This is a genomic window from Streptomyces sp. NPDC035033 (genome assembly GCF_040636735.1).
In the GTDB taxonomy this organism is placed as follows: domain Bacteria; phylum Actinomycetota; class Actinomycetes; order Streptomycetales; family Streptomycetaceae; genus Streptomyces.
In genome coordinates this window covers 214660-233742 of the sequence record NZ_JBEZUZ010000002.1, presented here as the reverse complement: position 1 = coordinate 233742, position 19083 = coordinate 214660, and the positions used below count along the sequence as shown (strand labels likewise).

At 74.9% G+C, this 19083-nt stretch carries 17 protein-coding genes and 2 tRNA genes; 10 read left to right on the top strand and 9 right to left on the bottom strand.

Annotation, left to right across the window (positions count from 1 at the left end; translation table 11 throughout):
- From AB0E83_RS02425 to AB0E83_RS02415, 3 genes are all read left to right on the top strand, one after another.
- On the top strand, positions 1-1334 hold a 1334-nt coding region (locus tag AB0E83_RS02425; RefSeq protein WP_362104594.1), incomplete at its 5' end, for an SPFH domain-containing protein.
- A 176-nt stretch (positions 1335-1510) separates the two neighbouring features.
- The gene (locus AB0E83_RS02420) at positions 1511-2101 is read left to right on the top strand and encodes a lytic polysaccharide monooxygenase (protein WP_362104592.1); all 591 of its coding nucleotides are present in this window, start codon (positions 1511-1513) and stop codon (positions 2099-2101) included.
- Between the two features lie 26 nt (positions 2102-2127).
- A complete protein-coding gene (locus tag AB0E83_RS02415; protein WP_362104591.1) occupies positions 2128-3807 on the top strand; it encodes an AMP-binding protein in 1680 nt (559 codons plus the stop codon).
- A 3-nt stretch (positions 3808-3810) separates the two neighbouring features.
- On the opposite strand, the gene AB0E83_RS02410 is transcribed toward AB0E83_RS02415, so the two are convergent.
- On the bottom strand, positions 3811-4659 hold the full coding sequence (locus tag AB0E83_RS02410) for an alpha/beta hydrolase (RefSeq protein WP_362104590.1): 849 nt from the start codon (positions 4657-4659) through the stop codon (positions 3811-3813).
- A 103-nt stretch (positions 4660-4762) separates the two neighbouring features.
- Here AB0E83_RS02410 and AB0E83_RS02405 point away from each other — a divergent pair, with 103 nt between their 5' ends.
- The gene (locus AB0E83_RS02405; RefSeq protein WP_362104589.1) at positions 4763-6058 is read left to right on the top strand and encodes a sensor domain-containing protein; all 1296 of its coding nucleotides are present in this window, start codon (positions 4763-4765) and stop codon (positions 6056-6058) included.
- Positions 5998-6651: a response regulator transcription factor gene (locus AB0E83_RS02400; protein WP_362104587.1), complete on the top strand. Its 654-nt coding sequence runs from the start codon at positions 5998-6000 to the stop codon at positions 6649-6651. The genes AB0E83_RS02405 and AB0E83_RS02400 overlap by 61 nt, the downstream gene beginning before the upstream one ends.
- A gap of 60 nt (positions 6652-6711) precedes the next feature.
- Here AB0E83_RS02400 and AB0E83_RS02395 read toward each other — a convergent pair.
- Positions 6712-6785: transfer RNA gene (locus AB0E83_RS02395), tRNA-Lys, on the bottom strand.
- Positions 6786-6860: 75 nt separating this feature from the next.
- The gene (locus AB0E83_RS02390; RefSeq protein ID WP_362104585.1) at positions 6861-7619 is read right to left on the bottom strand and encodes an IclR family transcriptional regulator C-terminal domain-containing protein; all 759 of its coding nucleotides are present in this window, start codon (positions 7617-7619) and stop codon (positions 6861-6863) included.
- Between the two features lie 375 nt (positions 7620-7994).
- Here AB0E83_RS02390 and AB0E83_RS02385 point away from each other — a divergent pair, with 375 nt between their 5' ends.
- Positions 7995-9104, top strand: a complete 1110-nt coding sequence (locus tag AB0E83_RS02385) for an LLM class flavin-dependent oxidoreductase (protein WP_362104583.1) — start codon at positions 7995-7997, stop codon at positions 9102-9104.
- A gap of 254 nt (positions 9105-9358) precedes the next feature.
- Positions 9359-11035: a glycosyl hydrolase family 18 protein gene (locus tag AB0E83_RS02380; RefSeq protein ID WP_362104582.1), complete on the top strand. Its 1677-nt coding sequence runs from the start codon at positions 9359-9361 to the stop codon at positions 11033-11035.
- Between the two features lie 93 nt (positions 11036-11128).
- Here AB0E83_RS02380 and AB0E83_RS02375 read toward each other — a convergent pair whose 3' ends face one another.
- Positions 11129-13024 (bottom strand): EAL domain-containing protein, encoded by a 1896-nt coding sequence (locus AB0E83_RS02375; RefSeq protein ID WP_362104580.1) that lies wholly within the window; start codon positions 13022-13024, stop codon positions 11129-11131.
- A gap of 355 nt (positions 13025-13379) precedes the next feature.
- Here AB0E83_RS02375 and AB0E83_RS02370 point away from each other — a divergent pair, with 355 nt between their 5' ends.
- Entirely contained in the window at positions 13380-14630 is a 1251-nt protein-coding gene (locus AB0E83_RS02370; protein WP_362104615.1) for a M6 family metalloprotease domain-containing protein, read from the top strand.
- A 74-nt stretch (positions 14631-14704) separates the two neighbouring features.
- On the opposite strand, the gene AB0E83_RS02365 is transcribed toward AB0E83_RS02370, so the two are convergent.
- The 4 genes from AB0E83_RS02365 to AB0E83_RS02350 all read right to left on the bottom strand — a co-directional run bounded on the left by AB0E83_RS02365 (position 14705) and on the right by AB0E83_RS02350 (position 16781).
- Positions 14705-14778 (bottom strand) — tRNA-Lys (locus tag AB0E83_RS02365).
- Positions 14769-15410 carry a hypothetical protein gene (locus AB0E83_RS02360; RefSeq protein WP_362104578.1) on the bottom strand — a complete coding sequence of 214 codons (642 nt, stop codon included), beginning with the start codon at positions 15408-15410 and terminating at the stop codon, positions 14769-14771. The genes AB0E83_RS02365 and AB0E83_RS02360 overlap by 10 nt, the downstream gene beginning before the upstream one ends.
- Positions 15411-15717: 307 nt before the next feature.
- Positions 15718-16074 (bottom strand): hypothetical protein, encoded by a 357-nt coding sequence (locus AB0E83_RS02355; RefSeq protein WP_031014634.1) that lies wholly within the window; start codon positions 16072-16074, stop codon positions 15718-15720.
- Positions 16075-16166: 92 nt separating this feature from the next.
- Positions 16167-16781 (bottom strand): TetR/AcrR family transcriptional regulator, encoded by a 615-nt coding sequence (locus AB0E83_RS02350; RefSeq protein ID WP_362104576.1) that lies wholly within the window; start codon positions 16779-16781, stop codon positions 16167-16169.
- Between the two features lie 81 nt (positions 16782-16862).
- On the opposite strand from AB0E83_RS02350, the gene AB0E83_RS02345 reads away from it, so the two are divergent.
- The gene (locus AB0E83_RS02345) at positions 16863-17489 is read left to right on the top strand and encodes a peroxiredoxin-like family protein (RefSeq protein ID WP_362104574.1); all 627 of its coding nucleotides are present in this window, start codon (positions 16863-16865) and stop codon (positions 17487-17489) included.
- A gap of 31 nt (positions 17490-17520) precedes the next feature.
- On the opposite strand, the gene AB0E83_RS02340 is transcribed toward AB0E83_RS02345, so the two are convergent.
- A complete protein-coding gene (locus AB0E83_RS02340; protein WP_362104572.1) occupies positions 17521-17937 on the bottom strand; it encodes an SH3 domain-containing protein in 417 nt (138 codons plus the stop codon).
- A gap of 143 nt (positions 17938-18080) precedes the next feature.
- On the opposite strand from AB0E83_RS02340, the gene AB0E83_RS02335 reads away from it, so the two are divergent.
- Entirely contained in the window at positions 18081-19082 is a 1002-nt protein-coding gene (locus AB0E83_RS02335) for a helix-turn-helix domain-containing protein (protein ID WP_362104570.1), read from the top strand.
- Position 19083: the final 1 nt, after the last annotated feature.

Sequence of the window (19083 nt, the reverse complement as noted above, 5' to 3'; positions counted from 1 at the left end):
TGGAGACGTCGACGGACCGGCCGGGGTCCCCCGGGGCTCGCGGCCTTCCCCGGTCCCCCCGCTTCCCGCCGGCGGGGTGGCCCATGGCGTCGGAGGAGGAGCGGGACGTGCTCGACTTCGGGCGGGTCACCGGCGGACGGGTGGCCTCGGTCGCCGTGCCGGTCGCCGCCGTGGGGCGGCTGCCCCGGCGGAAGAACGTGATCGGGACGGAGACGACGGGCTCCATCCCCGTCCACCTCCTCTTCCGGGACGGCGCCGCCACGCCCGCGGCGGCACCGACCGCCACCGGCGCCGCCGACGACGACGGCGGCCCCGACACCGTCGCCATGGCCCCGCCCACCGGCCGGAGCCTCCGGACCGTCATCCCGAGCCCCGCCCTCACCCCCGGGCCGGCCCGGACCGTTCCCGCCCGGCCCGCGCCGACGGCCGATCCGGACCTGGTGGAGCGGGCCGCGCCGGTGCTGCCGGGCTGGGTCGGCGTGGCGGGCGGGTTCCTCGCGCTGCTGGGGTGCGCCGCCGTCGTGTGGTGGACGGGAGCGGTGCCGGACGTGGTCGCGCGGATGCTGCGGCTGCCCCCGCGTCCGTACCACGGCGTCCACCTCGCGCAGTGGGCGCTGCTGGCGTTCGGCGTGCTGGTGTTCCTCTTCTCGGTGGGCGGTCTCGGCCGCGGCCGGGTCGGGTACGCCTGGGTGCTGACCCTGTTCGGCGAGTACCGCGGCACCGTCCGCCGCACCGGCCTGGTCTGGGCGAACCCGCTGCTGCTGCGCCGCCGGGTGGACGTTCGGCTGCGGCACTGGCGCAGCGAGCCGCTGCCGGCGGTGGACGCGAAGGGGACCGCGCTGGACGTGACCGTCCTCGTGGTGTGGCGGGTCCGGGACACCGTCCGCGCGGCGCTCGGGGTCGACGACCACGAGGACTACCTGCGCGAGCAGGTGGAGGCGGCGATGGCGCGGGTGCTGTCGCAGCTGCCGGCCGACGCGTTCCACGAGGACGCGCCGACGCTCCGGGACGCGGAGGCGGTCGGCGAGGCGCTGACCCGGATGCTGTCGGCGGAGTGCGTCCCGGTCGGTCTGGACGTGTTCTCGGCGCAGCCGACGCGGATCGAGTACGCCCCCGAGGTCGCGGCGGCGATGCGCCGGCGCCGGATCGCGGCGATCGACGCGAAGCACCGGGACAGCGTCCTGACGTCGGTGGTGGACGCGGTGGACGACGTGGTCCACCGGCTGACCAGTCGTGGTCTGGTCGAGTTGGACGACTACGAGCGGAAGGCCCTGGTGAAGGACCTGACGGTGGCGTTCTACACGGGCCGCGGGGGCCCGGGGGAGGGGGCGTGAGACCGGTTCCGGCCGCGCCCCGGCCGCCCCGCCGCTGGTATGGACATGTCCAACTTCCGTCCCTACGGTGGTACTTGGTCTAGACCTAGAGGGGCCTGGAGCGGTCCCTTCCGCACGCGCACAGCACAGCCCATGGGCACCACGGAACTCCCCCACGTTCTCCCTGGAGCGACAGCATGCGCAAAAAGACAGGGCTGGCCGCCGTGGCGCTCGGCGTCACGGCCGCCTCCCTCTTCGCCACCAGCACCGCGAGCGGCCACGGGTACACCGACTCGCCGATCAGCCGCCAGAAGCTCTGCGCCAACGGCACGGTGACCAACTGCGGCTCCATCCAGTGGGAGCCCCAGTCGGTCGAGGGCCTGAAGGGCTTCCCGGCCGCCGGCCCCGCCGACGGCACCATCTGCGCCGGCGGGAACGCCCGCTTCGCGCAGCTGGACGACCCGCGCGGCGGCACCTGGCCGGCGACGAAGGTCACCGCCGGCCAGAGCCACACCTTCCGCTGGCAGTTCACGGCCCGCCACCGCACCACGGACTTCCGGTACTACATCACGAAGAACGGCTGGAACCCGGCCGCCAAGCTCACCCGGGCCCAGCTCGACCCCCAGCCGTTCCTCACCGTCCCGTACAACAGCCAGCAGCCGCCGTCGACGCTCTCGCACTCCGGGACCCTCCCGGCGGGCAAGACCGGCAGGCACCTGATCCTGGCGGTGTGGACGGTCGCGGACACCGCGAACGCCTTCTACGCCTGCTCGGACGTTCAGTTCTGACGGTTCGCCAGTTACAGTCCGGGGCCATGACGGCCACGACACGGGCGGGCGCGGACACCGTCGCGGAGCTGATACGGCGCCAGTGGGGCGACCACCGGACCGGGCTGAGGGACGAGCACCACACCCTCAGCCACCACCGGGCCGCCGCCGGCGCCGCCGCGCGGGCCGCCCTGCTCGTGGACCTGATGCCACCCCGGCCGGGGGGCGAGCCGCACCTCGGCCTGCTGCTCGACAACACGCCGGAGTACCGGCTCTGGCTCGGCGCGGCGGCCCTCGCGGGGGCCGCCGTCGCCGGCGTCAACCCCACCCGGCGCGGCGCCGAACTCGCCCGCGACATCACCCACACCGCCTGCCGGGTCCTCGTCACCCAGCGCGCCCACCTGCCGCTCCTCGACGGCCTGCCGCTGCCGGGCCTGCGCGTCCTGGTCACCGACACCGAGGCGTACGCCGACCTCCTCGCGCCCTACGCGGACGCCCGCCCCGGCGACGCCGTCCTCGGCCCCGTCGGCCCCCGCACCCGCTACCTCCTCACCTTCACCTCCGGCTCCACCGGCGCCCCCAAGGCCGCGCTCCGCAGCCAGGGCTCGGTCGCCTCGGCCGGCGCCTCCCTGGCCCGCGCCTTCGCGGTCACCCCCGACGACACCCACTACGTCTGCATGCCGATGTTCCACGGCAACGCGGTCATCGCCGACTGGGCCCCGGCGCTCGCCGCCGGCGCCGGCGTCGCCCTGCGGGCCCGCTTCTCCGCCTCCCGCTTCCTCCCCGACGTCCGCCGCTTCGGCGCCACCTACTTCACCTACGTCGGCCGCGCCGTCCAGTACCTCCTCGCCACCCCGCCCGGCCCGCACGACCGCGACCACCGGCTCCGCCTCGGCTTCGGCACCGAGGCCGGCGCCGTCGACGCGGCCCGCTTCCGCGAGCGCTTCGGGGTGCCGCTGATCGAGGGGTACGGCTCCTCCGAGGGCGGCGCCTCCGTCCGGCGCACCCCCGACACGCCGCCCGGCGCGATCGGCCGCGCCGCGCCCGGCGACGACCTGGCCGTCGTCGACCCCGAGACCCGGCGCGCGTGCCCGCCCGCCCGCTTCTCGCCCGCCGGCCGGCTCCTCAACGCCGACGAGGCCATCGGCGAACTCGTCAACCGGGGCGGCACCGGCACCTTCGAGGGCTACTGGCGCAACCCCGGCGCCGAGGCCGCCCGGCGCCGCGACGGCTGGTACTGGACCGGCGACCTCTTCTACCGGGACGCGGCCGGCTTCCTCTACTTCGCGGGCCGCGCCGACGACCGGCTGCGCGTCGACGGCGAGAACCTGGCCGCCGCGATGATCGAGGCGATCCTGGCCCGCTGGGACCGGGCCGCCGGCGTCGCCGTCTACGCGGTCCCCGACCCCGTCGCCGGCGACCAGGTGATGGCCGCGCTCGCCCTGCGCCCGGGCGGGACCTTCGACCCGGCGGCCTTCGCCGCCTTCCTCGCCGCCCAGCCCGACCTGGGCACCAAGATGCCCCCGCGCTTCGTCCGGGTGACCCGGGGGCTCCCCCTCACCGCCACCAACAAGATCCACCGCGTCGCCCTGCGCCGCGCCTCCTTCCTCTGCGACGACCCCGTCTGGTGGCGCCCCGCGCCGGGAGCCCCGTACGAGCCCCTCACCGGGGCCGCGCTCGCCGCCCTCCGGGAGGAGTACGCCCGCCACGGCCGCGCACCGGCCTGAACCTCACCCCAGGTGCGCGGCGAAGAACGCGGCGGCCGCCTCGCCGACCCGGACCCGGGCCGTCGGATCGGCCGGCTCCTCCGCGAAGAAGTCGTCGTGCCGGACCGCCGGCCCCACCGAGACGCCGCTCGCCGCCGGCACGTGCTCCAGGTAGGGGCGGACGTCGGAGTCGTACGGGCAGATGTCGTCCGCCCCGGCCCAGCGGACGCCCACCGGCACCCGGACCCGGGCGAGGCTCTCCGGCGTGACGAGCCCGCCCAGGCCGGGCGCCACCTGGAAGACGGCCCGCACCCGGGGGTCGGTGAGGTCGTCCCCGGCGCCGCCAGGCACCCCCTCGCCCGGCCGCTTCGCCCGCAGCGCGTCGAGCACGTCCGGGAACTCGGGGATCGCCGGCAGCGGCACCGCCCCCGTCAGCACGGCCTCCAGGAGCGCCGGGTCGAGCCGGGCCCCCGCCGTCGCCGCCGCCGTGTAGCCGCCGGCCGAGAACCCGGCGACGCCGACCGGGCCGAGCGGCCGTTCCGCGCCGAGGCGGTCGAGGACGAAGGAGACGTCCCGGGGCCGCTCCCACACGTGGACGAAGCCCTCGGGCTCGTACCCGTCGACGTGGTTGTTGCCGTGGTGGTCGACGGCGACGGCCCGGAAGCCGGCCGCCCGCAGCGGGGCCGCCAGCCACCCCATGTCCGCCCCCGACCCGCCGGTCCCGTGCGAGACCACCACGGTCCCGGCCCCGGCCCCGGCGGGCTCCCACACGTACACCCGCACCGGGCGCGGCCGCCCCGGCTCCCGGTAGTCCTCGCGCGTCCCGTCGAACAGCACGCGTACGTCCGGCCCGTCGTCCCCGTGGATCGTCATCCGCGCATCGTAGGAGCCCGCGCCGGGGTGGGCCCAGCCCCACCCCGGTCACACCCTCCCGCCCCATGGCCCGGGCCCGCCGCGCCCGCCTACGGTGGCGGCCATGGAAGCGTGCGACGTGCGGCAGGCCCTGTTCCTCCGGCCCCGGAGGTACCCCTTCGGGCCCTGGCCCTGGCGGGCCGCCGGCTATCTGGTGAGCGGGGTCGTCGCGGGCGTCCTCGCCTGCGCGGTGCTGCTCGTGCTGCTGGTCGCCTCGCCGCTCCTGGTGGGGATCCCGCTGCTGCTCTTCGGGGGGATCGCGCTCGGCGGGGCGGAGCGGCTGCGGCTGCGCCTCGTGGACCGGCGGCCGGCCGCCGACCCGCACCGGGCGCCCGCCGAGCCGGGCCTCGCGGCCTGGGCGCGGGTGCGGGCGGGAGAGCGGGCGACCTGGCGGGAGCTCGCGTACGCGCTCCTCCTCGCCACCGTCCTGTGGGTGCTCGACGCCCTCGCGCTCGCCCTCGCCGCCGGCGTGCCCGGCGCGCTGCTCGCCACCCCGGTCCTGCTCGCCGCCGACGGCCACGAGACCAAGATCCTCAAGACGGTCCTGGTGACCTCGTACCCGCCGGCCCTCGCCGCCGCCGCGCTCGGCGCGCTCCTCCTCGTCGCCCTCGCCTACCCGCTCGGGCTGTACGCGGCCGGGCGGGCCGCGCTCACCCGGGCCCTGCTCGCACCCCGGGAGCGGGACGGGCTCGGCGAGGTCATCGCCTCCCGGGCCCGGCTGGTGGACGCCTTCGAGGCCGAGCGCCGCCGCATCGAGCGCGATCTGCACGACGGCGCCCAGCACCGGCTGGTCGCCCTCACCATGTCCCTGGGCCTGGCCCGGCTGGACGCCCCGCCCGGCGGCCCGCTGGCCGAGCGGCTCGCGCAGGCGCAGGAGGAGGCCGGGCAGGTCCTCGCCGAACTGCGCGAGCTGATCCACGGCATCCATCCGCAGGTCCTCGCCGACTACGGCCTCGGCCCGGCCCTCGCCGACGCCGCCGACCGCACCGCCGTCCCCGTCGACACCGACCTCGACGGCCTGCCCCGGCTGCCGGCCGCCGTCGAGAGCGCCGCGTACTTCACCGGCCGCGAGGCGCTCGCCAACGTCGACCGGCACAGCGGCGCCTCCCGCGCCCGCCTCACCGGCCGGCACGACGGCCGGGTCCTCGTCCTCACCGTCGAGGACGACGGGCGCGGCGGCGCCGACCCGGCCCGCGGCTCCGGGCTCACCGGACTCGCCGACCGGCTCGCCGTCCTGGATGGCACACTGACGATCACCAGCCCGCCGGGCGGGCCGACGGTCCTACGAGTGGAGATCCCGTGCCGCGTTCGCTCCGCGTCGTCCTCGCCGAGGACGGCGTCCTCCTCCGCGAGGGACTGATCGGGCTGCTGTCGCGTTTCGGCCACGAGGTGGTGGCCGCGGTCGGCGACGCGGAGGCGCTGCGCGCGGCGGTCGCCGCCCACGACCCGGACGTGGTCCTCACCGACGTGCGGATGCCGCCCGGCTTCCAGGACGAGGGGCTGCGGGCCGCCGTCGCCCTGCGCGCCGAGCGCCCCGGCCTGCCGGTCCTCGTCCTCAGCCAGTACGTGCAGCGGGACTACGCCTCCGACCTGCTCGACTCGGGCGACGGCGCCGGCGTCGGCTACCTGCTGAAGGACCGGGTGGGGCAGGTGGAGGAGTTCGTGGACGCCCTGGACCGGGTGGCCGCCGGCGGCACGGTCGTCGACCCGGAGGTCGTGCGGCAGCTGCTGCGCCGCCGCCGGGACCCCCTCGCGACGCTGACCCCGCGCGAGCGGGAGGTCCTGGCGCTGGTCGCGGAGGGGCACTCCAACGGCGAGGTGGCCCGGCGCCTGGTCGTCACCGAGGCGGCCGTCGGCAAGCACATCGGCAACATCCTGGCCAAGCTGGACCTGCCGCCGGCCGAGGACACCCACCGCCGGGTCCTCGCCGTCCTCGCCTACCTCCAGGCGTGACCCCCTAAGGGGGCATGCGGAAGAGGCCCCTCGCTCTCGCGAGGGGCCTCTTCCCGTCGGTGCGCCGCCAGGGACTCGAACCCCGGACCCGCTGATTAAGAGTCAGCTGCTCTAACCAACTGAGCTAGCGGCGCCTGCTGACAGAGAAAATACTACCTGGTCCCGGGGGGTGCTCGTGACCACCCCGCCGGGACCCCGCTCCGGGCGCCTCAGATCGCCAGCGACAGCACCACCGGGGCCGCCCGCCGGTTCAGCGTGTCGGCGGCCGAGCGCAGCCGGTGGGCGTGCTCGATCGGGAGGGAGAGCGCCAGGCAGCCCACGGCGGAGCCGGCCGTCAGCGGCACCGCGGCGCAGACCGTGCCGACCGCGTACTCCTGGAGGTCGAGGACCGGGACGGTCGGCGGCTGGCTGTCCAGCTTGGAGAAGAGCACCTTCTCGTTGGTGATCGTCCGGGAGGTCAGCCGGGCGATCTTGTGCCGGGAGAGGTGGTCGCGGCGCCCGTTGAGGTCGAGCTGGGTGAGCAGGCACTTGCCGACCGCGCTGGCGTGGGCCGCCGAGCGGAAGTCCACCCACTCGTTGACCTTGGGGGTGCGCGGGCCGTCGGCGAACTGGGTGATCTTCACCTCGCCGTCGATGTACCGGCTGATGTAGACGGCGGCGCCGACGGAGTCGCGCAGCTCGGTGAGGGTCTCCTGGAGCTTGGCCTCCAGGGCCTCCCGGCGGGTCGAGCCGGAGCCGAGGAGGACCAGGGAGTCCCCGGTGACGTACGCGCCGTCGGAGACCTGCTCGACGTACCCCTCGCGCCGGAGCATGAGGAGCAGCGAGGACAGGTGGGCGACGGGCAGGCCGGTCTCGCGCGCGATCTGCGCGTCCGACACCCCGCCACCGTGCCGCGAGACCGTCTCGAGCACGCGCAGGGCGTATTGCACCGAGTGGAACGGCGCGGTGGGCTCGGGCTTCAGCGCCACGGTTTCCCCCTACCAGGTTGTGACCGCAAGCTTCCGTACCACGATAGCCGCCAAGGGCCCTCCGCGGGGCGGCTGTTGGCGAGAATCATGCGGGGGATCCCGGCCCTGTACTGGGACGCGCCACCCTGGCATATGACGTGGGCATGGACGGAGGGAAGAGCCTCAGGTCAGGAGGGTGCGGACCGGCCGTCGCTCAGGCGTTCGGCTCGCGGGGAGACGGAGATTCCCCGGGGAGGAGAGGACCCGGAAGCAGTGCTTCCGGTGGCCGAAATGTGGCGCCGGTCACCCGAGGTGCTCCGTTCGCCCCGGAATAAGGGATCCCGCACCCCTGTTGCCGCTCCGGTGGACACATCCGCGCGGAGGAAGGACCGGACGGTGAGCGAGACCGGCACCCAGGCAGACGCAGGCACGGCGGACGACGCCGTACGAGGAGAGGCCCTGGGCACCGCACCCGTACCGCTCTCGGTCCTCGACCTCGTGACCGTGGGCAGCGGCTCCACCGCGAGCCGGGCCCTCGCCACCAGCGTGGAGCTCAGCCGGCTCGCCGAGCGGCGCGGCTACCACCGGCACTGGGTGGCCGAGCACCACTCGATGCCCGGCGTCGCCTCCTCCTCGCCGGCCGTGATCCTCGCCCACCTCGCCGCCCACACCCGCCGCATCCGCCTCGGCTCCGGCGGCGTGATGCTCCCCAACCACGCCCCGCTGGTGATCGCCGAGCAGTTCGGCACCCTGGAGGCGCTCGCCCCGGGCCGGATCGACCTCGGCCTCGGCCGCGCGCCCGGCACCGACGGCGCCACCGCCGCCGCCCTGCGCCGCACCGACACCCTGAACGAGGGCGCCGACAACTTCCCGGAGCAGCTCTCCGAGCTGACCCGGTTCCTCGACGACGACTTCCCGGACGCGCACCCGTACGCCCGGATCCACGCGGTGCCCGGGCCGGTGCAGGGTCCGAAGGGCCGCCCGCCGGTCTGGCTGCTCGGCTCCTCCGGCTTCAGCGCCCGGCTGGCCGGCCTCCTCGGCCTGCCCTTCGCCTTCGCCCACCACTTCTCGGCCCGCAACACGATCCCGGCGCTCGACCTCTACCGGCAGTCCTTCCGCCCCTCCGCGGTCCTGGACGCCCCCTACGCCCTGATCGGCGTCGCCGCCCTCGCCGCCGAGGACGGGACGGAGGCCCGCCGCCAGGTGCTCACGGGCGCCGTCTCGATGCTGCGGCTGCGCACCGGCCGGCCCGGTCTCATCCCCACGCCCGAGGAGGCGGAGGCGGTGGAGCGCGGATTCGCCCCGGCCGAGCGGGAGTTCGTGGCCGGCTGGCTCGGGAACGTGGTCCACGGCACCCCGGACGAGGTCCGGACGGGTCTGGACGAGCTCCAGAAGCGCACCGGGGCGGACGAGCTGATGATCACCGCCAACGCCCACGGCGGGGAGGCGCGGCTGCGGAGCTACGAACTGATCGCGGACGCCTACGGCTTGCCGCGGCTCTCCTGAATCCCGGGTTCCGGAAAGGCGGGTGGTTCCTCGCCGCTCCGCCCCGCCGGCTTCCCTAAGGGAACCTTAAACCGCTCGTCACGCATGGTGGCGGGCGGTTTCGTTTTGTGCTGCACACCTCTGACGAGGGGTTTCTCCTTCAAATTGGTCTAGTCCTCAATCTGGTTCAGACCATTGACGCGCCGTTCACACGGGGGCTATCACTTCTCCAACTCCTGTACGGCACCACCAGTACCCCCCATCGGAGGACGCTCGTGCACCCCCGTAAGTCATTGATCGCCGCGCTGCTCAGCTCGGCCCTCGCCGCCGGCGCCCTCGCCGCGACCGCGGGCCTCGGCTCCGCCCAGGCCGCCGACGCCTCGACCACCGCCTCCGCCGGCGGCGTGCGCATCGCGTACTACGACCAGTGGAGCGTGTACGGCAACGCGTTCTACCCGAAGCACCTCGACACGCGGGGCATCGCGAGCCAGCTCGACATCATCAACTACTCGTTCGGCAACATCCACCCGACGAACCTCACGTGTTTCATGGCCAACAAGGCCGCGGGTGACGACAACAACCCGAACGCGGGCGACGGCGCGGGCGACTCCTACGCCGACTACCAGAAGTCCTTCTCCGCGGCCGACTCCGTCGACGGCGTCGCCGACAAGTGGGACCAGCCGATCGTGGGCGTCTTCAACCAGTTCAAGGAGCTGAAGGCGAAGTACCCCCACCTGAAGATCAACATCTCGCTCGGCGGCTGGACCTACTCCAAGTACTTCCACGACGCGGCGAAGACGGACGCGAGCCGCAAGAAGCTCGTCTCCTCCTGCATCGACCAGTACCTCAAGGGCAACCTCCCGGTCGAGGGCGGCTTCGGAGGCCCCGGCACCGCGGCCGGCATCTTCGACGGCATCGACATCGACTGGGAGTACCCCGGCTCCTCCGGCGGCCACCTGGGCAACCACTACGGCCCCGAGGACAAGCAGAACTTCACCCTGCTCCTCGCCGAGTTCCGCAAGCAGCTCGACGAGTACGGCGCGGCCAACGGCGGCAAGAAGTACCTGCTGACCGCGGCCCTCCCGGCCGGCCAGGACAAGATCAAGCACATCGAGACGGACAAGATCGGCGCGTACCTCGACTACGCGAACATCATGACGTACGACATGCACGGCGCCTGGGACGGCGACGGGCCGACGTACCACCAGTCCCCGCTGTACTCCGGCTCCAACGACCCGACCGACGTCATCGCGCCGGGCCAGGAGAAGTACTCGATCGACGCCGCCATCGACTCCTGGATCGACGGCAACCCGACCTACGGCATCACCGGCGGCTTCCCGGCCAACAAGCTGACGCTGGGCTACGAGTTCTACTACCGCGGCTGGAAGGGCGTGCCCGCCGGCACCGCCAACGGCCTCGCGCAGCCCGCCACCGGCGGCTCCAACGCCCGCCCGCTCTCCCAGCAGGCCGGCATCGCGCACTACAAGGAGCTCGGCGGCATCGTCGACAACGCCGCGACCACCTTCTGGGACGACCAGGCCAAGTCCTCGTACTTCTACAAGGACGGCGAGTTCTTCACCGGCCTGAACCAGAAGTCCATCCAGGAGCGGGTGAACTACGGCAAGCAGCGCGGCCTGGCCGGCGCGATGATGTACTCGCTCCTCGGCCTGGACGAGAACGCCACCCTGCTGAAGCAGATCAACACCGCGCTCGGCGGCACCACCGTCCCGCCGACCACCCCGCCCACCACCACCCCGCCGACCACGCCGCCGACCACGCAGCCCCCGGCCGGCTGCGGCTCGCTCCCGGCCTACGTCGCCGGCACGGTCTACAACGCGGGCAACGAGGTCTCCCACAACGGCCGCAAGTGGAAGGCCAAGTGGTGGACCCAGAACGAGGCCCCCGGCACCACCGGTGAGTGGGGCGTCTGGCAGGACCTCGGCGCCTGCTGAGACCTGACCGCCCGCACCACCGCGCGAACCGCCGCCCCCGACCGGAATGTCCCTCCGGTCGGGGGCGGTACCGCGTCCGGCGCGCCCCGGGGCTCAGACCCGCAGCGGGGTGGTGCCCTCCAGCATCGCGGCGATGCGGTCCGGGGCCACCGCCCGCGAGTACAGCCAGCCCTGCCCCGTGTCGCAGCCGATCCGGCGCAGCCTCGCCGCCTGCCCGGCCGTCTCCACGCACTCGGCGGTCACCGTGAGGCCGAGCCGGTGGGCGAGCTGCACCAGCGCCTCCACGATCAGCTCGTCCGCGGGGTTGGGGTGCTCCTCGTCCTGGAAGCCGCGCACGAAGGAGCCGTCCAGCTTGAGGACGGAGACCGGCAGCCGGCTCAGATAGGCCAGGTTCGAGTAGCCGGTGCCGAAGTCGTCGATGGCGATCCGCACGCCCATGTCGCTGAGCGCCTGGAGCGCCTGGAGCGGCCGGCCGGCCGAGCCCATCACCGCGGACTCGGTCAGCTCCAGCTGGAGCAGGTGCGGGGCGAGGCCGGTCTCGGCGAGGATCCCCGCCACGTCCGCGACCAGGTCGGAGTCCCACACCTGGCGGACCGCCACGTTCACCGAGACGAAGAGCGGGCGCTCGCGCGGATGGTCCTTCTGCCACTGCCGGGCCTGCTCGCAGGCGGTCCGCAGCACCCACCGCCCCAGCTCGACGATGGAGCCGTCCTCCTCGGCGATCCCGACGAACCGATTCGGCGACAGCACCCCGAACCGCGGGTGGTGCCAGCGCACCAGCGCCTCCACCCCGCGCACCGCCCCGCCCGCCAGGTCGACCAGCGGCTGGTACTCCAGGGCGAACTCGCCGCGCTCCACCGCGGGCCGCAGCGTGGAGGAGAGCGCCTGCCTCGTCATCCGGTGGGCGTTGCGCTCGGGGTCGAAGAGCGTCCACCGGGCCCTGCCGTCGGCCTTCGCCCAGTACAGGGTGGTGTCGGCGGCCTGCATCAGTCCGGTGGCGGTGGTGCCGGCGGCGGCGCGCTCGACGACGCCGATCGAGGCGGAGACCGAGAGCCGCTGCCCGCCGAGGTCGAAGGGCCGCTCCAGCGCGGCGAGGACCGAGCGGGCCAGGTCGGCGAGCTGTTCCGTCCCGGTGGAGTCCTCGACGAGGACGGCGAACTCGTCGCCGCCGAGCCGGGCGACGAGGTGGCCGCCGCTGCGGGTGTAGCCGGCGCCGTCCGCGCACTCGGTGAGCCGGCCGGCGACAGCGGCGAGCAGCCGGTCGCCGACCCGGTGCCCCAGGGTGTCGTTGACCGCCTTGAAACCGTCGAGGTCCAGGTAGCAGAGGCCGATCCGCCCTGTTCTGCCATGCCCGTACGACTGGTACGACCGGTGCGGGCGGCCGGAGCGGTACGGCTCCGTGCCGTCGGCCGCGCCGAGCGGGCCGCCCGTGCCGCCGGCCGTCCCGGCGCCCTCGGCCGCCGCCGGCTCCAGCGCGGCCGACAGGCGCTCGAAGAAGAGCGCCCGGTTGGGCAGCCGGGTCACCGGGTCGTGCATCTGGAGGTGGCGCAGCCGGGCCTGGAGCTCGCGCCGGTCGCTGATGTCCGCGACGGAGAGCAGCACCCGGCCGGTGTCGGGGACCGGGGCGACGGTGACCTCGGCCCAGAGCTTGCGCCCGTCGGGGTGCTTGAGCCGGCGGGTGCAGCGGAAGCGGGAGCGGCGGCCGCGCAGCACCTCGCGGTAGGCGTGCCAGGTGCGGCCGTCGGCGGCGAGGTCCACGAGGTCGGCGGCGGCCTGCTCGCGCAGGGCGGTGCTGTCGGTGCCGAGGAGGGTGCCGAGGGAGTCGTTGGCGGCGACGACCAGGCCGTCCCGGTCCACGAGGGCCATGGCGAGCTGGGAGGTGCGGAAGGCGGCCCGGTAATCGCGGAGTTCACGCTCCGTGAGTGCCGGGCGGGCCGGCGGGGCGCCCTGCGGCTCTGGATGTACCGGTCCTTCGGGGGTTCCGCTCACCGCTCACTCCCGTTGTGCAGGGGGGCCGTTCACATGTGGTCGGAATGGTCGGCCTGGGACAAGTGTGCCGATCATAGAGCCAGGCCGGGGGAGCGTTCCAGCTCCCGGGCGGTCGGCCGGGGCCCCGGCCGGTGTGAGGCTGACCACCGCGCGCCGCCCCTGACCGTTTCCGCGCGGGTCTGACTCACGACGTCGGCGTGCTGATCGAATGTGACTTTCCGTGAGCTGGAGCGTGTCCGTCTCGCGTCGCCCGGGTGGCGCCCCCTCACCCGACCGGGGTAGCGGAAACGTGCGAAACACCGTGAACCGCCACAAGGTGGTGAAGGTGTCCCGCACTCGCGAACCGGAGGTCCACGTGGAGGGTCAGCAGCCACCCGGGGGAGTGGAGCGCTCCCGGCTGCGTGCCGGAGCCGCCGCGTTCACCGCGTTCGCCGCCCTCGCGGCCACCGGCCTGGTCGCCGGGCCCGCCGCGGCCGCGCCCCAGGCCGGACCCTGCGCCCTGCCCCGTACCGCCGCGCACCACTCGCTCGGCCTCGACAGCTGGAACGGCTCCTATCCGCGTCCCGAGCGCTCGCTCGACGCGGTCATGATCTTCCTGTCCTTCCCGGACGCCACCCCGGTGAACACGCCGGAGGAGCTGGCCGCCGACCACTTCCCGGCCACCACCGACTTCTTCCGGCGGGCCTCCTACGGCCGGTTCACCCTCCGCCCGCACCCCCGTGCCGTCTGGACGCCGATGCCCCGCCCGTCCACGGAGTACGCCATACGGCGCGACTGGGACGCCGGGAAGCGGGCCGCGTACCTGAAGGACGCGATCGCCGCCGCCGACGGCTCCGTGGACTTCTCCCGGTACGACATCGTCTACCTGGTCGCCGACCCGGACGCCCCCGGCGTGGACTCGGACGCCACCAAGGTGGTCAACCTGGAGAGCCCGCTGGAGGCGGACGGCGCGCGGATCCGCCGGGTCGTGACGGTCTTCGAGCGGCACCCGCCGGACCGGAACGTCCTCGCCCACGAGACCGGCCACGTCTTCGACCTGCCCGACCTCTACCGCCGCCCCGCCGACGGCAAGGGCGACTGGGACACCCACGTGGGCGACTGGGACGTCATGGGCAGCCAGTTCGGACTCGCCCCCGACCCCTTCGGCTGGCACAAGTGGAAGCTGGGCTGGCTCGACCGCTCCCAGGTGACCTGCGTCCAGGGCGGCGAGCCGCGCCTGGTCGGCCTGGAGCCCGTCTCGGCCGCCCCGTCGACCCCCGCCGCGCGTTCCACCCGGCTCGCCGTCGTCCGCACCGGCCCGGACACCGTCCTCGCCGTCGAGGCCCGCGCCGCCACCGGCAACGACGCCGACACCTGCACCGAGGGCGTCCTCGTCTACCGGGTCCGGGCCGGCGCGCACTCCGGCGACGGCCCGGTCGAGGTCGTCGACGGCCACCCGGAGACCGAGGCGTGCTGGGAGCGCTCGGTGTACCCGCCGCTCGCGGACGCGCCGATGGAGGTGGGTGAGACGCTCACGGTGCCCGGCACGGGCGTCCGGGTCGAGGTCACGGACCGCAGCGAGGCGGGCGTCTGGACGGTGAAGATCACCCCGCCCGGCCCGGCCTGACCCGCGGCGCACCGGGCGACAGGCCCCGTGACATGCGGAAAGCCCCTCGCTCTCGCGAGGGGCTTTCCGGTCTGTGCGCCGCCAGGGACTCGAACCCCGGACCCGCTGATTAAGAGTCAGCTGCTCTAACCAACTGAGCTAGCGGCGCCTGCTGACGTCGTAGACATTAGCACCCTGAGCGGCGGGAGCAAAAATCGATACCCGCACGTCGGCCGCGGAAACCGCCCGGGCCGCCCGCACACAGGCCCACAGCATCACCTCGGGGCCCGGCAGCCACGGGTTCCGGGTGTCCGGGGCGACCAGCCAGCGCGGCCCGGCGGACTCCTCGCCCGCCGGGACCAGCGGCGGCACGGTCACCGCGTCGCCCGTGCCGTGGCAGAGCGGCCGCGGCACGGCCCTCCCCCACTCCTCCCAGTCGAGCAGCGCGGGCAGCCGCTGGGCGGTGCCCGGCGCGGCGAAGAGCAGCATCCGGCCCCGGTGCGCCGCCACCGGGCCCGAGCCCGGCCCCTCCTCCCAGAGCCGGTCCAGCATCCGCCGCCCGAAGACCGGGTCCACGTTCACGACGTCGAAGACCGGCCCGCAGGGCAGCACCGCCGGGGCCTCCGGCCGCGCCTCCCAGCGCGCCAGGGCCGCCCCGGGCTCGCCGCCGGCGGCCGAGGCCAGCCAGGCGGCGCCGCCGCCGGTCACCCGGGCGGTCTGGTGCCGGTCCTCGTCACCCGTCCGCAGGAAGCGGAAGACGTCGTACGGGGTCTCGTCGCGCAGCCAGGTCGTCGTCGTCATGGAGAAAGGTCTACCGGGGGTGACGGAACGAACGCCGAGAGTTCCGCGAAACCCGGACGGGGCCGCGATCGGAGGGGTATCGTGCGCCCCGCATATGCCGAACGGTTGTTCCGTCGAGCCGCCGACCCACCCGCCCGACCGCTCTCGCCCGCCCGGCCGACCGCTCCCGCCCGGCCGACCGACCGCTCCCGCCCGGCCGACCGCTCTCGCCCGCCCGACCGCTCCGGTCCGCCCGGTCCCGACCGCTCCGGTCCGTTCCGGTTCGCCGGCCCGACTCCCGCCGGCCGGGTCCGCCCGGTCCGGCCCGTCAGTCCTCCGCCGGGCGTCCGTTCGTACGGATCAGGTCCCGGCCGAACTCGATCATCTTCCGCGCGTAGTCCTCGGTCCACGCCGCGCGCTCGGCGACGTCCGCCGCCGTCAGCCGGTCGAACCGCTTCGGGTCGGCGAGCTGCGCCGCCGCGACCGCCTGGAACTCGATCGCCCGGTCCGTCGCCGCCCGGAACGCGAGCGTCAGCTCGGTCGCCCGGGACAGCAGCTCCTTCGGGTCCTCGATCGACTCCAGGTCGAAGAAGTGCTCCGGGTCGGCGGTCGCCTCGGCAGGCTCGAAGATCAGGGGCGCCGGCCGCAGCCGCCGCTGTCCGCTCCGCTCCGCGGGTTCCGCCATCGTTCCGCTCCTCCTCGCGCACACCGGTCCGGACGCCCGGACCACCCCCCATTGTCCCGTGCCCCGCAAGACCGCCCGCGCCGCCGCCGGGCTCAGCCGCCCAGGCCCCGCAGCAGCAGCCGGAGCCCGCCGAAGAACTCCTCGTCGGGGGTGACCCCGCGGGCCTCCCGGGCGGTCTCGGTCAGGAGCGGGAAGCGGTCCCCGGGCAGCGCGGCGATCGCCTCCGTGCCCGGCCCGGCGAGCGGGCCCCGGTGCTCCAGCTGGATCGCCCCGGTCACGTACCCGTGCAGCGCCCGCAGGGCGACCACGCGCCGGGGCCCGTCGACGCCCGCCCCGGCGAGGATGCCGAGCACGGCCTCCGACCAGAGCAGCCCGCCGGGGGAGCGGTGGCGGTGGGTGAGGGCGAGCGGCACGGCCTCCGGGTGCCGGGCCACGGCCGCGCGCAGCCGCCCGACCATGACCTCGACCCGCTCGGTCCAGGGCGCGTCCTCCGGGGGCGGGGCGGTGTCCACGGCGTCGAGGATCCGGTCGACCACCAGCCGCTCCAGCTCCTCGCGGTCGGAGACGTACCGGTAGAGCCCCATCGGGCTCATGCCGAGCTCCTTGGCGACGGTGCGCATGGAGAGGGCCGCGAGCCCGTCGCGGTCGACGACGGCGAGCGCGGCGGCGGCGAGCCGGTCCGGGGTGAGGGAGCGGGGTCGTGGCATGGCGCTTGACAGCGTACGCCCTACGCCTACGCTTTTAGGAGTACGCCGTACGCCTACGGGCTCCCCAGCGGAAGGTGACCCATGCGCACGCCCCCGTCCCGCGATCTGCCGTCCCCCGCGCCCCCGCCCCGCGCCCCCTCGTCCCGGCTCGCGCCGGGCGACTCCGTCCCCGTCCGCACGCTCGTCCCGGTCACCGGCCCGCCGCTGGCCGTGCCGGACCCCGCGCGCGCCGTCCACGTGCAGTTCCGGCGCTTCGCCGGCTGCCCCGTCTGCAACCTCCACCTCCGCTCGGTCGTCCTGCGCCACGAGGAGATCGAACGGGCCGGGATCCGGGAGGTGGTCCTCTTCCACTCGCCGGCCGAGGAGCTGCGCGCGCACGTGGCCCACCTGCCGTTCGCCGTCGTCGCGGACCCCGCCAAGGAGCTGTACGCGGAGTTCGGCGTCGAGGCCCACCGCCGGGCCCTGCTCGACCCGAGGGGCTGGCCGGCGGTCGTCCGGGGCGTGGCCCGGAGCGCCGCGGAGCTGCTGCGGGGCCGGGGCCGGCTGCCGGCCGCGGCGCAGCCCGCCGGCCGGACCGGCCTCCCCGCCGACTTCCTGATCGCCCCCGACGGCCGGATCACCGCCGCGAAGTACGGCGAGCACGTCTACGACCAGTGGTCGGTCGACGAACTCCTCGCCCACGCGGCCGCGGCGGGACCGGTCCCGTGACCGGCCCCGCCGCGGACTCACGGGCGGGCGGTCAGGGGCACTTCGCGCTCTGGGGCAGGTTGGCGTACTTGTCCCCCGAGAAGTAGATGGCGCTGGAGTAGCCCCACCGGCCGCTGCCGTTCCTCGCGAGGATCCACACGTTGTTCGTGGTGCCCTCGGCGGTCACGCTCTCGCCGTACTTCCAGCAGCTGACCGCGTAGGAGTTGCCGGCGTAGAGCTTGCCGATGATCGAGTAGCTGCCGCTCGGACCGGTGCGGTGGTTCACGTCCTTCCAGACCTTCCGGCTGCCGTAGACGGGCGGCAGGGTCGGGTCCGAGAAGGCGGCCCGCGCGGTCCGGTCCGTCTCGGCGGGCGCGGCGGAGGCGGTGCCCGCCGCGCCCAGGACGCCGGCGAGCACCAGGGCTCCGGTGGTGAGGGCGACTGCCTTACGGCTCTTCGGAGTTCGCATGGTTCTTCCTCCCGTTTCGTGGTGGTCGGCGGCGCGGACACGCCCGTTGTCCTGCGCCGTCGGCCAACCATGACGGATTCCGGAAGGGCCCGGCCATGCTGTTACGGCTCACCGCAAATGCCGAGCTCACGAGGGGGAACGAGATGCTCCGCATCCACTTCGGGGACGCCGACCTGGCCGCGGTACGGGTCGCCGCCGCACCGAACCCGTTATGGGAGATCGCCACCAGCCTGCACCGCTTCCAGACCCGGGACGGCCGCTGGGCCTACGCGGACTGGCTCCGGACCGTACGGCTCCGGCTGCGGGAGAAGGGGCTCGAACGGGCGCTCCGCACGGTCCTCCTGCCGCTCTTCCCCCGGGCCGCCTACTTCCCGGACTTCCTGACCCCGGGGCGGGGCGTCGACGGGCTCGCGGAGGGGCTCGACGCGATCCTGGCGACCAGCCCCCGGCGGGTGACGAAGGAGCTGGCCCGCCTCGACCGCACGGTCGGCGCGCCCCCGTGGGTCGCGCGGCTCGCCGACCCGGAGGACCGCAAGGAGCTCGTGCGGCTGCTGCGCGCGTACCACGACGCCGTCATCGCCCCGTACGAGGAGACCGTCCGCTCCCACTTCGACGCCGAACGGGCCGCGCTCGGCCGGGAGTTCCTCGACGGCGGCGTCCACGGCCTGCTCGGCGGCAAGGGACCCGCGCTCCACTGGCGACCGCCGTCGCTGCACCTGGTCCTGCCACCGGCCGCCCGCGAGATCCGGTTGGACGGGCGCGGGCTGACCCTGCTCCCCACCTACTTCTGCTGGCGCACCCCGACCCGCCTCGCCGACCCCGCCCTCCCGCCCGTCGTCTGCTACCCGGTGCGCCGGGACGCCACCGCCCCGCCCCCGGACCACCCGCTCGCCGACGCGGCCTCCGCCCCCCTGACGGCGCTCCTCGGGCGGACCCGGGCGGTGGCCCTGCGCGCGGTCGCCGACGGCGCGACGACCGGGGAGATCGCCCGCGCGGCCGGCGTCTCCGCCGCCTCCGCCAGCCGCCACGCGACCGCCCTGCGCGACGCCGGCCTCATCACCAGCAGCCGCCACGCGGCCACCGTCCTGCACACCCTCACCCCCACCGGCGCCTCGCTCCTCCGCGCCGCCGCGCACCGCGCCTGAC

Bases quoted from the DNA above. Each gene is read 5' to 3' on its own strand.
- AB0E83_RS02420 (WP_362104592.1), top strand. From the start codon at position 1,511: ATGCGCAAAAAGACAGGGCTGGCCGCCGTGGCGCTCGGCGTCACGGCC.
- AB0E83_RS02415 (WP_362104591.1), top strand. From the start codon at position 2,128: ATGACGGCCACGACACGGGCGGGCGCGGACACCGTCGCGGAGCTGATA.
- AB0E83_RS02410 (WP_362104590.1), bottom strand. From the start codon at position 4,659: ATGACGATCCACGGGGACGACGGGCCGGACGTACGCGTGCTGTTCGAC.
- AB0E83_RS02405 (WP_362104589.1), top strand. From the start codon at position 4,763: ATGGAAGCGTGCGACGTGCGGCAGGCCCTGTTCCTCCGGCCCCGGAGG.
- AB0E83_RS02360 (WP_362104578.1), bottom strand. From the start codon at position 15,410: ATGACGACGACGACCTGGCTGCGCGACGAGACCCCGTACGACGTCTTC.
- AB0E83_RS02355 (WP_031014634.1), bottom strand. From the start codon at position 16,074: ATGGCGGAACCCGCGGAGCGGAGCGGACAGCGGCGGCTGCGGCCGGCG.
- AB0E83_RS02350 (WP_362104576.1), bottom strand. From the start codon at position 16,781: ATGCCACGACCCCGCTCCCTCACCCCGGACCGGCTCGCCGCCGCCGCG.
- AB0E83_RS02345 (WP_362104574.1), top strand. From the start codon at position 16,863: ATGCGCACGCCCCCGTCCCGCGATCTGCCGTCCCCCGCGCCCCCGCCC.
- AB0E83_RS02340 (WP_362104572.1), bottom strand. From the start codon at position 17,937: ATGCGAACTCCGAAGAGCCGTAAGGCAGTCGCCCTCACCACCGGAGCC.
- AB0E83_RS02335 (WP_362104570.1), top strand. From the start codon at position 18,081: ATGCTCCGCATCCACTTCGGGGACGCCGACCTGGCCGCGGTACGGGTC.